Origin of the sequence: Okeania sp. SIO2F5 (assembly GCF_010692685.1) — a bacterium.
In the GTDB taxonomy this organism is placed as follows: Bacteria; Cyanobacteriota; Cyanobacteriia; order Cyanobacteriales; family Microcoleaceae; genus Okeania; species Okeania hirsuta.
Genome location: NZ_JAAHGU010000002.1, coordinates 57,296 through 72,289 on the forward strand (window position 1 = coordinate 57,296; position 14,994 = coordinate 72,289).

The following is a 14,994-nucleotide window of genomic DNA, read 5'->3' on the forward strand; positions in this document are numbered from 1 at the left end:
AAAATTTTCCTTTTACGCTAAAGCATACAGAACTTTGGAAAAGTCACATTTGGCTAAAGCAGAACTTTGAATATAGAAAAAAAGCGATCCATTTTCTACAAGTCTAATGCTCAAGAGCAATGTGTCAAAAGGTTCTTCTTCAGAATCATAATAACAACGGGGGTCGTCTGAAAGATGAAAACGATACCCTCCCATCTGAATATCGCAATTTGCTCCAGTTAATATCGACTCACAGCTTCGTCTAATTCCTCATATAAATCTTCCATCCCATCCTTAATCATTCCATTATCAATTAAATCAGAGAAAATACGGTCGTAAAAATCATAATCGTATTTGGAAATAGGTACATATCCTTTAGTCCATTGAATCGCCGAACACTTAACTGGATATGGTTCTAAAAAATCATTATCTTTTTCAGGCAAAAAATTAAAATCGGTGGTCAGATAGTCTTCGTTAAAGTCTGGTTTTCTAAAGTAGAGAATGCGATAACGGTTTTGCTCAAATACGTCTTCTGAATCTGGAAGACCATAGCGATCGGCATTAGTAATATAAAATTGCAAAATACCTCTTTCCGGGAAACCTTCCAGATGGGGTATTTCAGCAAAATTAATTTGTGCTAGTAAGTGCAGATATTCTCCCTCTGGTGTTTTGGGATAGTCAAATCCTTTGGGTAAATAAGGAAAACTCCCTCGACTTTTCTGCCTACCGGGAAACTTACTTTGCCACCAGGTGAGATTTTCATCTGGGATTAGAGCGAGTTCCAGATAAGGCTTAATTGTTGCTTCTATGAGAAAGCGATAAGGTTCTAAAATAGGTGGAAGTTGTTTATTTATGTTGTACATTTTTATCTTCTACCAATCTATTTTTATTATCGATCGACCGGAGAAATTTTATCCCTGTCCTAACCAAGCAAAAGCTCGATTTAATTCAGCAGTACCATTTTTTTCATACCATTTTCCGTGGGATAAAATAATTTTTTGAGGCTCCCATTTTAACATCTGCTTGAAACAGTCACGAGCTTGATTTTTTCGCCCCCAAAATGTTACTCGCAAATCCAGTGGTGTTTTACCATTTGGAGCTGCACAACCAATCAACTTTATGAGAAAACCAAATTTTTTACTAACTTTATTCAGCTCAAAATTTTCAATCAAATCTGTCAGAATAAGGGTAGAACTTTGGCGATGAAAAAAAACTACTTCATCCATAAATCTACTACCTCGAAAAATTAATTGAGCAATTTCTTCTGACCATTCAACGGGCGCTTCATCTGCTAAAAAAGTATGAAAAGTCACCTCAATTTTCTGTTGTGCTGCTCGTTCTAAAACTCCTGGTGATGCCCATGCAGTAGCTTCTGGATAAGCCTTTGCCCAATTATGAATGTAAGTATAATGAATTTTGTTAGGTGAAATTAAGTGACGCACTAAACCTAATTTATCAATTTCTGCTTTTAATTTTGGGGTTAATTCTATGGGAGAATGACACCATAATTCACCATTTTTTAGTCGCACAATTGTCATGCGTGTAGGAAATGGAATCCTGGTTCCATACATTGCCATTGTGACAATTCCTCCATCAACAATCCAAATATTTTCATCTACTATTTTAGGAATATTAATTGGTTCATATAAATCGATAATATTTTGACTCATGGGAAAACTTTTTTTTTAGTTTTATGCTTGAGAAGGAAGAAGTAAGAAGTAAGAAGTAAGAAGCAAGAAGCAAGAAGCAAGAAGCAAGAAGGAAAAATATTGCTCTGAGTTTTAAGCTTTATTTAGTGCATCGAATTTTACTTGTAAATTTTACTTGTAGTAGACTGACACAGCTAAAACTGTGCAATAGATTGTTATTTCTAGGTGTCTTTATCTCCCCTACTCCCCTACTCCCCTACTCCCTAATGCAAAAAATTAGGTGTGTCAGTCCACTACTGGAATTTCTTCCCTCCTGACTCCTGACTCCTGACTCCTGACTCCTTCTTCAACAAGTAGAAAACTGCTGTAATTTACTAACTAAATGGTCAAAATAAGGAGCTAATTCTGCTTGTTTTTCCTCAGAAAATCTTTTTAAGCTAGCCGTTTTAATTGCTTCTAAACCTAACACCATTGCTGATAGTGGTACAAGCAATTCTTGATAAAGTAAATTCATATAATGCAGACCTTCAGCACTGGTAAAATCTGTCCGATCGCCAGCAATTCCATAAGTAATACAACGTAAAAAATGCCAGAAGTCTCGCCAACAAGCTTCGGCTCGTGCTGGTGGATATAAATCGCCTCCTTCTGCTGTAATATTCGGATATTTTGCTAATACTTTTTCCCTAGCTTCATCAACTATTTCTGCTGCACAATCTCGAAGTAAACTAGCAGCTTCAAGAGAAAAAGTTGGTATTTTTTCAGATTTTTTGAGTACCTGTAAATCATCATCTGTTAAATAACGACCTTCATCATCAGCCATTTGAAATAGTTGAATTACTTCTGTTGGTAAAACCTCTTCCCAAGTTTTAAAACTAACTATTCTCGCTTTAGGAATTAATTGTTTGGCAGCTTCAGTTAAAGGTGTAGGTTGTTGTAAACGCAGCTCTTTCAGGGTTTTATCAATAAAGGACAATTCTGGATGTTGTTCCAACTTGGCCATTACCTTGGCTTTAGGCATCTTAACTTTTTTCGCTGTTTCTATAGTGTCATTGACAATACGCTCTTTCAATTGCTCTAAACCTGTGATTACTTCTTCTATTTCTTGAACTTTTGGTGTTGAAGTATTGGCTTCTATAGTTTCAGACATAATGACTTTCTCATCAATTTTTGTATTTTTCTGAAATTTATCATCCCAGATTTAGGGATTAGTTGCTAGTATTTGTAAAGAAACGTAAATAAAATTAAGGAAGCCTTAACATGGAAATGAAGCAAATTCAGTTATACTTAAATAGCTCTGATTCTCAAGAGAGACTCAAAGCACTGACCGAGTTGAGAAATTATGAAAGCGAAATAGCAATTCCTTTGCTCATAACTAGACAGCGCGACCCAGAATTTATAGTACGTTCATTTGTAGCAATGGGATTGGGCAATAAACGCAGTCCAGAATCATTTAAAATCTTACTGGAAATGATGAAAAATGACCAAGACTACAATGTGCGAGCTGAAGCTGCAAACTCCCTATCTAAGTTTGGAGAAGAGTCAATTCCTCATTTACTGGAAACATTCCGTCAAGACGATAATTGGTTAGTGCGTCGGAGTATTCTTGCTCCTCTTACAGAAATGCCATTTCCTGAAGCACTCTATGAAGTATGTATTTGTGCGATCGCAGGTGAAGATTTGACTGTCAAGGAAGCTGCCATTCATGCTTTAGGTGCTTTGGTGGGAACAATTAAAGAAACTGAAGCTTTACAAAAACTTTTAGATTTTGTCAGTGCCAAATCTTGGATGACCCGGTTACGAGTTGTTCAGGCGTTAAGGAAATTTGAAAACCCTCAAGCAAAAGCAGCTTTAAGTTATTTGAGCAAAGATGAAGATCATAGGGTAGTAGCTGCAACTTTGGAGAGTTTCCTTAATTAAGACTCTCACTACACTCAAGGGAGTAGGGATTAGGGAGTAGGGAGTAGGGGCGAACGGCCCGATAGATGGTGTATGCAACGTCCGTAGGTCTTAAGGAACAAGGGGCAAGACGTTATATAGCAGTGCGCGCTGGTATATTTACAAATTGCAGGAGGTGCCCAATAGCTAAAAGTCTTATATGATTCCTACGGAATGCTTGCGCAAACGGCTTTTTATTCCCCTCCTGGGAGGGGTTAGGGGTGGGTTGCCTATTGCCTGTTGCCTGTTACCTGCGCGCAGCGCTATAAAATCTTATTTGAGAATGTACTGGAGAATTAAATCAACATCTTGATTTGGGTTAAAAAAGGAGTTTCTATGAGTACCATCAAAACAAATCTGCCAACAAATACATGGGCGATCGCTACCTGGGATGAATTCATCGAAATGGCAAATAATCCTGCTTATAAAAAAGCTAAATGCTATTACCACAACGAGCAAATCAGAATTGAAACTATGCCAATAGGACCTGACCACTCCAGAAATAATGCAATTATTCTATTTGCAATTAATCTTTTTTGCACTATCAAAGGTCTTGCTTTCAATAGTTTAGATAACTGTAGCTATAGGATGACAGGTATCAGAGAGTGTCAACCAGATATATCTTATTATATTGGGAAACGAGCAGACTTGGCTCCAAAAGGAACAGCCATTACTAACCTCGACACTACGCCACCGCCAGATTTAGTTATAGAAGTTGCTGACTCTACTTTAGCTGATGATATTGGTCAGAAAAGGTTACTTTACGAGGAAATACAAGTAGCAGAATACTGGGTGGTAGATGTACAAAAAGCACAAATTATTGCTTTTGCGATTATTGGTAATAATGGTAGCAGGCGTATTCGGGAGTCGGCAGTTTTACCAGGGTTAAGTATTGATATATTGGAAACTGCTTTAAGTCGCAGTCGCACGGAAGACCAAGCACAGATAGGGGGTTGGTTATTAGGGGAGTTTCAGTAATTTTCAAAAGTAATATAGCGCTACGCAAGTAGGGCACGGATTAATAATAATATTGCTGTTACTTTATTAAGTTAGTAGTATTATTTTTAAATAAAGATTATTAGAAATTCATGCTTAATGGCAAAAACACCTATTGATTTATATGGATAACGTCCGCAGTAAAGATATTGCTACTTACGTTATTGATAAAGAAATTTGGGTTAATAGCAGTTTTGAAGGTGGTATCTCCACATTTGCAGTTCCCAGAGGCGGTAAAAACTGGTGGAAATTAGAACGAGATACCGAGATTCCTTCAGCACTAACGCTGATTAATGATTACAATAATCACTGGTTATGGACTCCAAGTTATACTATGCCATTAGAAAAATATAAAGCAGTTCTTAGAGAAATAGGAACATATTTTAAAAAGATAACCTAAGCTATAAAAAGGTAGTAATGATTATTTTAGTAGGCTAACATTTTACCCAATTAGTAAACGAAGGAAATTTAACTATGAAATTATATCATGTCCGGTTGAATAATTAGACTTTGCTGGAAGGAAGGCAGGAGGCAGGAGGCAGAAGGTTTTATCCTATTGTCACCTTAATTTTATACACGCTCCGATGCTACCGGACATGATTTTATCTTATAAAGCAACACAATTTATTGTTGAGGCAATTGAATATCAAATAGCAGCTTATCAAAAACGTTTGGAGGAAATTGAAAATATAGATGAGGATGAGGCATCAGATATTGGCAATGATTGTGGTTTTTTGGAGGCACTTCGTAATGATTTACTAGAGACTTTGGAGGAAGGAAAGTTGCCTCAAGGGATGGGAAATGTTGAGTCGGAGTTGGAGAGTTTATCTTGGCAAGAATTAGTGAAATTTACTAAGGAATTATCTATTAACGATCGCTTGTTGTTAGTGGGATGTAATTAATAAGTCTATTCGAGAGGAAATTAGTAGCGCTAAGGCAGTTACTTCTTCTGTTTAAAGTCAAGGCGATCGCCTCTTAGGGATGAGAATGAGCGATCGCTGAGTTATTATGGTTCTAGCAATTGCCGAGCAGAATGGCGAATATGAAGAACGTAAACAATTTGTTCTGAAACTGTTCTACATTTTTTCTCAGAGATATCTACAGCACTTTGCGACTCTATGAGGTACACCCATAGCGGGCAAGATGCCCGCACCACAATGTTTTCACCATTTACCCGAAATATGCTGTAATATCATGTCCGGATAAGAGCGTGGTAAAAAAACTTTCTCCTTTCTCCTTTTTCCTTTTTCTTCTTTCTTCCCTCCTGACTCCTGACTCCTGACTCCTGACTCCTTCTTCAATCCTTCAAAGTCGATCGCATAGTCGGGAACATAATGGCATCCCGAATACTTTGAGTATTGGTCAATAACATCACGACACGGTCAACTCCAATACCCATTCCACCACAACTAGGCATCCCCAAGGATAACGCCTGAATAAAGTCTTCATCCATTGGATGCGCTTCATCATCTCCTGCATCTCTCTGGGCAATTTGTTCCTCAAAACGTTGGCGTTGGTCTTGAGGGTCGTTTAACTCGGAGAAACCATTGGAATATTCTGTACCGTGAATAAATAACTCGAATCTTTCGACAAAACCTGGTTTGCTATGATGTCTTTTTGCTAACGGACTGACTTCAACTGGAAAATCAATTACAAAAGTAGGTTGAATTAAAGTTGATTCTACTTTTTGGTCGAAAACAGCATATAAAAGATAACCTAAACTTTGTGTTTCTAACTTGGATAATTTGAGGTTTAATTTTTCTGCCGCTTTAATAGCTTCTGGCAATTCTAAGTTATCAAAATCTAGTCCTGTTTCATCCTTAACTGCTTCTACCATTGTTTTAACTTGCCAATGTTTACCAGTGAAATTAGGATATTTTTGACTATGGTCATATTGACGCTCTAAATTAATAATTTGTCCTTGATATTCTATCTCTTTTATATCTCCTAAAACATTGTTCATACAATAACAAATAACATCTTCTACCAAGCCCAAAATTTCAAAATAATCTGCATAAGCTTGATAAACTTCTAGGGAAGTAAATTCAGGATTATGGGTACTATCTATTCCTTCATTTCTAAATACTCTGCCTAATTCAAAAACCCGTTCAAAACCACCACAAATTGCTCGTTTTAAAAATAATTCTGTAGCAATTCGCAGATATAAATCAACATCTAAAGCATTATGATGAGTGGTAAAAGGTCGAGCAGCAGCACCTCCATAAATTGCTTGTAAAACTGGTGTTTCTATTTCATAAAATCCAGCATCCCAAAGATATGTACGAATACTTTGTAAAATTTTACTCCGCATTCTAAAACGCTGTAAAGATTCGGCATTTCCAGCTAAATCCATTTCTCGATGACGACGACAAATTTCCGGGTCATTTACACCATAATAAGAGTCAGGAAATGGAATAATAGCTTTAGAAATAAGATCGAGTTTATTTACCTGAATTGATAACTCACCTCGGTTAGTTCGACAACCTATTCCTTCGGCACTAATAAAGTCTCCCACATCGAGGAGTTTTTGTATTTGTTTAAAGCTTAAACCAGGGTCTCCCTTAACTAATTTTTTCTCAATTTTAAGTTGAATTTTTCCACTTTCATCTGTTAGTTTAATAAAACCAATACTACCACTATCGCGCTTAGAAGTAATACGACCGCAAACTTTTAATAATTTTTCATTAGGGTCTGCTTCCCCTGGTTCTAATTCCTTTGCTGGTGGGGAAAATAGGTCTATAACTTGTTGAGCAGTGTGCGATCGCTCTACTGCTTTACTAGGATAGGGGTCTATTCCCAGGGAGCGTAATTCATCAACTCTTTGTGAACGAACTTCTGCTTCGTTCCTGGTTTCGTTTTTAGCCATTGGTAATTGTATTCTATATTTGGTTAATGAGGTTAGTATAATACCATAGTTTTTCTGTTTCTAGGATGTTATAAAGATTAAATTATTCCAAAGTTATTTGGAGGTTAAAAGTTTGGGATTGAAGAAGGAAGAAGGAAGAAGGAAGAAGGAAGAAATAAAAGTAAGCATTTTCTCCGGAATGCTGCGCAAACAGCCGTCAGCTATCAGCTACTACTTTTAGTTTACTATCAAAGCGTTATTAATTGTCTTACTATAAAAGTAGGCTCCCTTGACCTTAAAGTATATTTGAATTTAAACACTGTCCTATATAAGAAAGTCTTGTTGCTGATAGCTGAATGCTTACAAATAAAAAGGAAAAAGTGGATGGGGATAATCAACAACCTGCTACTTCGTGTCTGATAACCCCAACTAATTAACTAATTGTAAATATCCTGTAGACGGCGAGGTCTTCAAGCAAAGATAAAAATGATGTTATTGAAGGTTATTTTGGTTTTCAATAATATTTTAAATAGACAAAAATTTAATGGCAAATAATTTTTTTTTATATATCAATATTTTAATTTATGTAGTGATAAAAGTTTAAGTTTTGAGGTTTTTATAGTTTCAATACTTTCGTAGTGACAGCCATATTTTCTAGACTTATTTATAATACTGCTTCACGCATCTTATATGAAATACAAAAAAATCGTGCTACTTACCGAATAATTAAGGTTTCAAGCCTCTCCTTTAAAGGATAAATAATAAATTAATTTTCCTGTTCGTCAATCAATTCCGTATCCGTATATCCGTGCCATAATCCGTGTGAGCCACTCCCCTACTGACGCTTTCCCAAAGCAGCAGGAGGGGTAGATTTACCTGCTAAACCAATTAAAGCTAATAGAGCAATAACATAAGGCAACATCTCTAAAAATTGATACGGAATATTCAGATTAAAAGCTTGAACTCTTAACTGCAAAGCTTCTGTTGCGCCAAATAATAAACAAGCTAAAACTGTATTAACGGGATGCCATCTACCGAATATTATGGCTGCCAAAGCAATAAAACCTTTTCCACTACTCATACCTTCGGTGAAAAATTTCACATGAACTAATGCTAAATAAACTCCTCCTAAACTTGCCAAACAACCACTAAAACCTACGCTTAAATAACGCACTAAACTAACAGATATTCCTGCTGTTGCTGCTGCTTGAGGATATTCACCAACTGCTCTTAATGCTAAACCCCAACTGGTATTAAAAATGATGTAAGTAGAAACCAGAATTAACAATAAAAGTAAATAAAATAATAAGTCTTGATTGAAAAATATTCCTAAAATAGGCAAATCTTTTAATCCCAAAAATTTGATAGTTTCAATACCTGGTAGAGCAATTGTGCCACTGTCAAATAATACCCTAGCTCCATAAGCAGTTAATCCCGATACTGCTAAATTTATTGCCAAACCTGAAACTAATTGATTGACTTTTAAACTGACACAAAGATAGGCATGAATTAAGCCTAAAATTCCCCCGGCAAAAATTGCTACTAAAGTTCCTATCCAGACATTTTCTGTGGAAATAGAAACAGCCGCACTGATAAAAGCACCTGTTAATAACATTCCTTCTAAAGCAATGTTTAGAATGCCGGAACGTTCGGAAAATATTCCACCTAAAGCAGCAAAAGCTAGAGGAACAGAAAGTCGAATTGTGGCAGATAAATAATCAGAGAAAAAATTGATATTTGTCATTTTAGTCCAGTAGGGTGCGTTAGACCACTAAAATTTAGACTGTGGGTGGCATTTAACAACCCGTCGTAACGCACCATTTGAGTTGTGTCCACTACAGCAACACCCAAACAATTATAACTTTTTGTTGGGGGTTGCACATTATGGAATGATATTACCAAAAATTAGTTTAGACTTTAACTAAAAAAAACTATTAATTAGTCATTCTAGCAATTATCAAATCCAAAATCCTGTTCATCAAAAATATAAAATCATTCGTCACTGTGCAACGCCTTTTGTTGGGTTTCCTTTGTCAACCCAACCTACAAAATGCTTAAATTGTTACTTAATTCATTCTGACTCCTGACTCCTGTCTCCTGACTCCTTTTTTAAACTTAATTGTTACTTAATTCATTCTGACTCCTGACTCCTGTCTTCTGACTCCTTTTTCAAACTTATTGCTAAAAACAACATTGTCAAACCTTGAATAGCATAAACAATAGTTATCGACACCCCCGCACTCCGCTGCATCACATTTGCTCCACTCCTGAGAACACCAAAAAATAGGGATGTTAAAATTACTGCTAGGGGGTTGCCCCGACTTAATAATGCAATGGCGATCGCGTCGAAACCATAACCAGGAGAAAAATTTTCAAACAACCGATATTTTGCTCCTAATACTTCTGCGCTTCCTGCTAAACCTGCTAAACCACCGGATAAACCCATGACTGCGAGAATAGTCCGGTTGACAGAAATTCCGGCGTAACGAGCAGCAGTAGGGTTTTGTCCGACAGCATCTACTTGATAACCGAAAGCTGTAAATGACAACACGACGGCTAAAATTATGGCAATAACTAACCCCAATAAAATTCCAGCGTGAGCTTGAGTTTTAGGCAAAATTATCGGTAAACGCGCTGACTCGGCAATGAGAGGAGTGTACGGACTAGGAGCGTCGGGGGCGATAAGAGGTTCGTTTACCATGTAATTGACAAAATTTTGAGCGATGTAATTTAGGAGTAGGGTAGTCAGCACTTCATTTAAACCACGGGCGACTTTGAGATAACCAGCGATCGCTCCCCAAATTGCTCCGAGCAGAAAACCTCCTGTCAATGCTAGGGGTAAATGTATCCATATTGGGAAGTTAGGCAAATATAGTCCGACGACAACACTACCTAAAGCACCCATATAAATTTGCCCTTCCCCACCGAGATTAAATAAACCTGCTCGTAATGCTATTAATATTCCTAAACTTGCTAGCAATAGTGGGGTGGTTTTGCTGAGGGTATCGCTGAAACCGAAGTAGGTTGTAAGAGATTCTTGGAATAGGGCGGTATAGGCAGTTATGGGGTTGGTTTTTGCTAAGAGCATTAGAGCTGCTCCTGTTAATAAAGCGGCGAATACTGCAAATATTGGGAGTAGAATTGACTTGATAATTTTCGGCATTAGTTCGTAGTAGGGCTTCAGCCCGTTTTTTGTAGCAGTAGTAGATCGTAGCTTGGGTTTTGCTCCGCAACATATTTGCGCTAGCATTCCGGAACGGAAAAAGCGACAGCGCAACCCAACAGAAAACTTACCGACTTCCTGTGCCATTATGACTGTAACACCAGTGTTAATTTTTGTTGGGTTTCCTCCGTCAACCCAACCTACACAATAATTATCGGAAGTAATAACTCTTCACTGAAAAAGGTGATAACTGATAACTGATCGCTGAAACGGCGGCTGAAGCGCTTATATGTTAAAGCCTACAAGTCTCTGCGCGAGAGAAGAATACTCCTCCCTCCCCGCCACACCTCTAAGCCCCCAAGGTAAGGTAGGTGTCCCAAAGGTGTAGAAATATCTCCCCGATCATCTAAATAAATTTTATAGAAATTCACCCCACCCCTCTGCCGCCATCCTACCTGTATTACAAAATTATTCCACACTTGTGTATTGTAGTTTCTCGTACCACCCAAATTCTGATAAATTTCCTTTTGCACAGAAAAGCCAAGCTTACCATTACTATATTTTACCCAAAGCTTGTCTATTATGTAGAGGTCTATACAGGGGAATTTCTCTACACTTTCTATGTCCAAGGATTCTTGTTTATCTCGCCCTGCAACTTGTAACATAACTAGATAAGTTTCCTCATCTGCCTCTTTCCACTTTTCAGCAGCTAGGAACTCACGCAGTTTAAAATATTTAGAAGGTAAACTTTGTTGTGGTGAAATTTCCAATAGTTTTTTAATCGAACCATTTTCAAAAATATACTTTTTGCCAGATTTTTGCTGATCATCCAATATCATTTCAGAGCAAAGTAATTGTTTAATTTTCGGATAATTTTTCAGCCAATAATTTGCATTTCCTGTTTCCTGATTATTGAGTGTAGATTCAGAACTAATTATAATGGAATTAGTTGATGGAATAGATTTATCAACAGCATTTTTTTCTAACTCAGTAAGTAGTTGATTATTATTCTTTAGTTCCAAAATAAGACGGGGATATCTGAGGGTAATAGCAGTAAATTTACAAATTTGTTCTATGGTTATTGTTTCTGTTTCAGCAAAAGTAACTCCAATAGAATAATAGGCAATATGAATCCTGAGTCTCAATACATTAATATATTGTTTTAAACAACGGGGATTATAATCAAAAAAAGGAGCAACCATCTCTATAACTTGAGGAAGACTTTCTTTGCCTAAATCTTTTTCAATAATTGGGAAAATAGGTAAATCTGGAGATGTAGCCTCAGCCTCTTGAAATTCTAAATTCTGTTCTGAAATAGAAGATTCTTCTGCTTCTGTTTTTTCCGCTTCTTTTTCTTCTGGTGAAAATATTATATCAACTTTTCCTATGAATGCTTGGAGTAGATATTTTGCATCATTAAATCTTTGAGGAAAATCAAATACTTTAAGAATTAAATTATGAGAAATTCCAAAAAAATGTTTTTCAGGAGAAGCTTTGATTTCTGCCTCCATTTCTGATATTTTTTTAACAAAACTATTTAACTTCCTTTGAGAAGGTACAGGAACAGAGAATGATAATTGCACAAACTTTTCCAAAAAACTAAAACCATAATCAACCTTTTTCCTCAACTTATGAATTTCATTTTCCTCTACTTGATTTTCGGCGATCGCTGAAGCTAGAAAAGGAATAACATTTCTTTGTTTAAAACTTATAGCTGCTGCTACCTTTTCTCGATCCATACCCAAAATAAAAATTATCTTTGGGTCATTAGAAATCATCATATTTAGAGCTTGTAATAAATCTGCAGATTTATCCAAACCACAACGGTCAATATCATCAATAAAAACATAAATCTTCTCATTTTCACCCACATAAGCATTAACAATTTTAGAAAAATCCTCGTGAAACTTTTCAATAAAAGCTACTTGTTTATCATAATCAGGATGCTCAAGATATTGAGTCAAATCCATTTTCTGGTCGCCAATTAAATCTTTCAATATTGCTAAAAGTTTTCCGACTCCAGCAAACCCAGCACCATAACCTCCCAATTGTAACCAGAAACTTAAAAATTGATTATTTTCATCTTCTTTATTATCAGTTTTTTCCTCGCCTTCTTTATCTTCCTCTTCTGACTTTGAATCTGTTTTAACAATATCTGCAAATCTTTCATAAAAAGGAAAAATTCCCGCTACCTTATCTCGAAAAAATACAACAATTGGAATAGAAAAAATAATAGTTGCCATCAACCATATTATTACCAAAGTCTGGAGAAATTTCACTGGTTTATTTTTCCAGTCAAGACGATTACCGATTAGATTTAAGTAACTCCAAAAGTTATATAAAATATCAGATAAATTACGATTTTTCGACAATTGTTCTAAAAAAGATAGAGCAAAAGTCGCCCAAAGTGATTCAGATTTTTCATGTCGCCAAGCATTAAACCAAACAGTTTGAGTTTCTTGTTTGAATTTTAATCTGAAAAGTTCATAGATATCTGATACATCGCTGAAAATAATCCGGTCTTTTTTAATTTTCTGCCAAACTTTTTTTAAATCTTCCTTATCTAATTCTTTAGACTTCTTTTTAACCTCAGTTTCAAGTTGTTTCATAAAAGAAGACTTACCGCTACCCCATTCACCTTCGATAGAAATAGTTAGTGGCGGTTTAGTATCTTTATGAGTTAAAAATTCAGCCATTGCTATAACATAAGGAGTAAAACCAAGTTCATCATTTGTCGTAGGTTGGTCACCCACGGTAATAATTTGCTTTGAGTTTTCCGTAGAATCTGGCATAATTTTAAAAGTCAATAATTAAGGAATTGTAATACCAAATTTCATCAACTTAGGCTACACTACTTATCTTACTGAAACGTGAAATAATTTCCGGAAATTACTGTAGTATCAAAGTTTTGAGCCTATAAAATCTTACTTTTGGCTTTTGACTTTTAACTTATGTGAAACTGTGTAATTATGATACTTAGAGAACAAAAAAAAGTTGATTTGAAAGTTATTCTCACAGAACGTCTAAAAATTTCCTACTCAGAAATTGCTGAATTTTGCCAACGCTGGAATATTACTGAATTAGCTTTATTTGGCTCAGTATTGCGAGAAGATTTTCACCCTAATAGTGATATTCATATTTTAGTAGTTTATGATTCTTCTTGTCAGTTAACATTGTCAAAATTATTAGATATGCAAGAGGAATTAGAAACAAAGTTTGGACGTGCAGTTGATTTAGTAGAAAAAGCTATGATTAAAAATCCCTATCGTTTAGCTAATATTTTAAACACTTATCAAGTAATTTATGCAAAACAATGATAGAGATATTGCTTCAGTTTGGGATATGGTACAGGCAATTCGTCGAATTCAAGAGTTTACTACTGATATAAATTACAGTGAGTATTTACAGAGCATTTTGATACAAAGTGCAGTAGAGCGTCAATTTGAAATTTTGGGTGAAGCTGCACGTCGAATATCTTTAGAATTTCAACAATTACACCCTCAGATAAATTAGCGCAGTCTTATTGGTTTAAGAAATATTATTGCTCATCACTACGATGAGGTAATATCAGAAATTTTGTGGGGAGTTATTGCATCAGATATTCCTCTTTTATTAGAGCAATTAGAGGTTTTATTGCCTCCTCTTTCTAATGAATGAAAATGTTGGGTTTCGCTCCCTCAAAAATTGTGTTACTTATATGATATAATCAACCAGCAAAATTATCAGCAATTAAGGAAAAAAAGTCGATTATGGCAACTTATTTAATCACAGGAACTAATCGTGGTATTGGGCAAGAATTATGTAAACAAGTTCATAGTAAAGGTGACAAAGTAATTGCTGTTTGTCGTCAATCTAATCAAGAATTAGAAAATCTAGGAGTGCGTTTAGAAACTGGGGTAGATATTACTTCTGAAAAAGATGTTGCTAACTTAGTTAATCGTCTAAAAGGGATAAAATTAGATGTACTAATTAATAATGCTGGAATAGTCGAAAGAAATTCTCTAGATGATTTAGATTTTGATAGTATTCGCAAACAATTTGAAGTGAATGCTATAGGAACTTTACGCCTAACTCATGCTTTATTACCCTTGATGGAATCAGGCTCAAAAATTGCTATTATTACCAGTAGAATGGGTTCAATTGATGATAATACTTCCGGTGGTACTTATGGTTATCGAATGTCAAAGGTTGCAGTTAGTATGGCAGGTAAATCTTTATCTGTCGATCTAAAACCACAGGGAATTGCTGTAGCAATTTTACATCCTGGTTTAATTAGCACTAGAATGACGAATTTCACAGGAATATCTCCCGCAGAAGCAGCAGAAAATTTGTTAGCTAGAATTGACGAATTAAACTTAGAAAATACAGGTACTTTTTGGCACGCAAAGGGTGAAGTATTGCCTTGGTAGTATAGCGCTGTGCGCAGG

14 protein-coding genes and 1 pseudogene are annotated in these 14,994 nt (G+C 35.8%); 7 read left to right on the forward strand and 8 right to left on the reverse strand.

Annotated features, from left to right (window positions below; translation table 11 throughout):
• Positions 1 to 12: 12 nt before the first annotated feature.
• From F6K27_RS00805 to F6K27_RS00820, 4 genes are all read right to left on the reverse strand, one after another.
• Complete coding sequence (locus F6K27_RS00805) at positions 13 to 246, reverse strand: DUF1963 domain-containing protein (protein WP_353735909.1); 234 nt, start codon at positions 244 to 246, stop codon at positions 13 to 15.
• Positions 219 to 842: a DUF1963 domain-containing protein gene (locus F6K27_RS00810; RefSeq protein ID WP_287272827.1), complete on the reverse strand. Its 624-nt coding sequence runs from the start codon at positions 840 to 842 to the stop codon at positions 219 to 221. The genes F6K27_RS00805 and F6K27_RS00810 overlap by 28 nt, the downstream gene beginning before the upstream one ends.
• 48 nt (positions 843 to 890) lie before the next feature.
• Positions 891 to 1,649, reverse strand: a complete 759-nt coding sequence (locus F6K27_RS00815) for a DUF4336 domain-containing protein (protein WP_287272829.1) — start codon at positions 1,647 to 1,649, stop codon at positions 891 to 893.
• A 325-nt stretch (positions 1,650 to 1,974) separates the two neighbouring features.
• Positions 1,975 to 2,775, reverse strand: coding sequence for a phycobilisome protein (locus tag F6K27_RS00820; protein ID WP_287272831.1), 801 nt, complete (start codon positions 2,773 to 2,775; stop codon positions 1,975 to 1,977).
• A gap of 110 nt (positions 2,776 to 2,885) precedes the next feature.
• Here F6K27_RS00820 and F6K27_RS00825 point away from each other — a divergent pair, with 110 nt between their 5' ends.
• The 4 genes from F6K27_RS00825 to F6K27_RS00840 all read left to right on the forward strand — a co-directional run bounded on the left by F6K27_RS00825 (position 2,886) and on the right by F6K27_RS00840 (position 5,461).
• The gene (locus F6K27_RS00825; protein ID WP_287272833.1) at positions 2,886 to 3,545 is read left to right on the forward strand and encodes a HEAT repeat domain-containing protein; all 660 of its coding nucleotides are present in this window, start codon (positions 2,886 to 2,888) and stop codon (positions 3,543 to 3,545) included.
• A gap of 354 nt (positions 3,546 to 3,899) precedes the next feature.
• On the forward strand, positions 3,900 to 4,541 hold the full coding sequence (locus F6K27_RS00830) for a Uma2 family endonuclease (protein WP_287272835.1): 642 nt from the start codon (positions 3,900 to 3,902) through the stop codon (positions 4,539 to 4,541).
• Between the two features lie 142 nt (positions 4,542 to 4,683).
• Entirely contained in the window at positions 4,684 to 4,959 is a 276-nt protein-coding gene (locus tag F6K27_RS00835) for a hypothetical protein (protein WP_205127284.1), read from the forward strand.
• Positions 4,960 to 5,155: 196 nt separating this feature from the next.
• A complete protein-coding gene (locus F6K27_RS00840; protein ID WP_124143940.1) occupies positions 5,156 to 5,461 on the forward strand; it encodes a hypothetical protein in 306 nt (101 codons plus the stop codon).
• Positions 5,462 to 5,856: 395 nt separating this feature from the next.
• Here F6K27_RS00840 and lysS read toward each other — a convergent pair whose 3' ends face one another.
• The 4 genes from lysS to F6K27_RS00860 all read right to left on the reverse strand — a co-directional run bounded on the left by lysS (position 5,857) and on the right by F6K27_RS00860 (position 13,359).
• Positions 5,857 to 7,425: a lysine--tRNA ligase gene (gene lysS, locus F6K27_RS00845; RefSeq protein ID WP_287272837.1), complete on the reverse strand. Its 1,569-nt coding sequence runs from the start codon at positions 7,423 to 7,425 to the stop codon at positions 5,857 to 5,859.
• A gap of 814 nt (positions 7,426 to 8,239) precedes the next feature.
• Entirely contained in the window at positions 8,240 to 9,148 is a 909-nt protein-coding gene (locus F6K27_RS00850; protein ID WP_287272839.1) for an ABC transporter permease, read from the reverse strand.
• Positions 9,149 to 9,535: 387 nt separating this feature from the next.
• Entirely contained in the window at positions 9,536 to 10,714 is a 1,179-nt protein-coding gene (locus F6K27_RS00855; protein WP_287272841.1) for an ABC transporter permease, read from the reverse strand.
• Between the two features lie 152 nt (positions 10,715 to 10,866).
• Entirely contained in the window at positions 10,867 to 13,359 is a 2,493-nt protein-coding gene (locus tag F6K27_RS00860; RefSeq protein ID WP_287272843.1) for a GUN4 domain-containing protein, read from the reverse strand.
• Positions 13,360 to 13,536: 177 nt separating this feature from the next.
• Here F6K27_RS00860 and F6K27_RS00865 point away from each other — a divergent pair, with 177 nt between their 5' ends.
• The 3 genes and pseudogenes from F6K27_RS00865 to F6K27_RS00875 all read left to right on the forward strand — a co-directional run bounded on the left by F6K27_RS00865 (position 13,537) and on the right by F6K27_RS00875 (position 14,976).
• Entirely contained in the window at positions 13,537 to 13,884 is a 348-nt protein-coding gene (locus F6K27_RS00865; protein WP_287272845.1) for a nucleotidyltransferase family protein, read from the forward strand.
• Between the two features lie 25 nt (positions 13,885 to 13,909).
• Positions 13,910 to 14,224, forward strand: a pseudogene (locus F6K27_RS00870) (DUF86 domain-containing protein).
• A gap of 92 nt (positions 14,225 to 14,316) precedes the next feature.
• Positions 14,317 to 14,976: an SDR family oxidoreductase gene (locus tag F6K27_RS00875; protein WP_287272847.1), complete on the forward strand. Its 660-nt coding sequence runs from the start codon at positions 14,317 to 14,319 to the stop codon at positions 14,974 to 14,976.
• Positions 14,977 to 14,994 lie beyond the last annotated feature (18 nt).

Bases quoted from the DNA above. Each gene is read 5' to 3' on its own strand.
- F6K27_RS00875 (WP_287272847.1), top strand. From the start codon at position 14,317: ATGGCAACTTATTTAATCACAGGAACTAATCGTGGTATTGGGCAAGAA.
- F6K27_RS00825 (WP_287272833.1), top strand. From the start codon at position 2,886: ATGGAAATGAAGCAAATTCAGTTATACTTAAATAGCTCTGATTCTCAA.
- F6K27_RS00865 (WP_287272845.1), top strand. From the start codon at position 13,537: ATGATACTTAGAGAACAAAAAAAAGTTGATTTGAAAGTTATTCTCACA.
- lysS (WP_287272837.1), bottom strand. From the start codon at position 7,425: ATGGCTAAAAACGAAACCAGGAACGAAGCAGAAGTTCGTTCACAAAGA.
- F6K27_RS00815 (WP_287272829.1), bottom strand. From the start codon at position 1,649: ATGAGTCAAAATATTATCGATTTATATGAACCAATTAATATTCCTAAA.
- F6K27_RS00840 (WP_124143940.1), top strand. From the start codon at position 5,156: ATGATTTTATCTTATAAAGCAACACAATTTATTGTTGAGGCAATTGAA.
- F6K27_RS00830 (WP_287272835.1), top strand. From the start codon at position 3,900: ATGAGTACCATCAAAACAAATCTGCCAACAAATACATGGGCGATCGCT.
- F6K27_RS00850 (WP_287272839.1), bottom strand. From the start codon at position 9,148: ATGACAAATATCAATTTTTTCTCTGATTATTTATCTGCCACAATTCGA.
- F6K27_RS00860 (WP_287272843.1), bottom strand. From the start codon at position 13,359: ATGCCAGATTCTACGGAAAACTCAAAGCAAATTATTACCGTGGGTGAC.
- F6K27_RS00855 (WP_287272841.1), bottom strand. From the start codon at position 10,714: ATGGCACAGGAAGTCGGTAAGTTTTCTGTTGGGTTGCGCTGTCGCTTT.
- F6K27_RS00835 (WP_205127284.1), top strand. From the start codon at position 4,684: ATGGATAACGTCCGCAGTAAAGATATTGCTACTTACGTTATTGATAAA.
- F6K27_RS00810 (WP_287272827.1), bottom strand. From the start codon at position 842: ATGTACAACATAAATAAACAACTTCCACCTATTTTAGAACCTTATCGC.
- F6K27_RS00820 (WP_287272831.1), bottom strand. From the start codon at position 2,775: ATGTCTGAAACTATAGAAGCCAATACTTCAACACCAAAAGTTCAAGAA.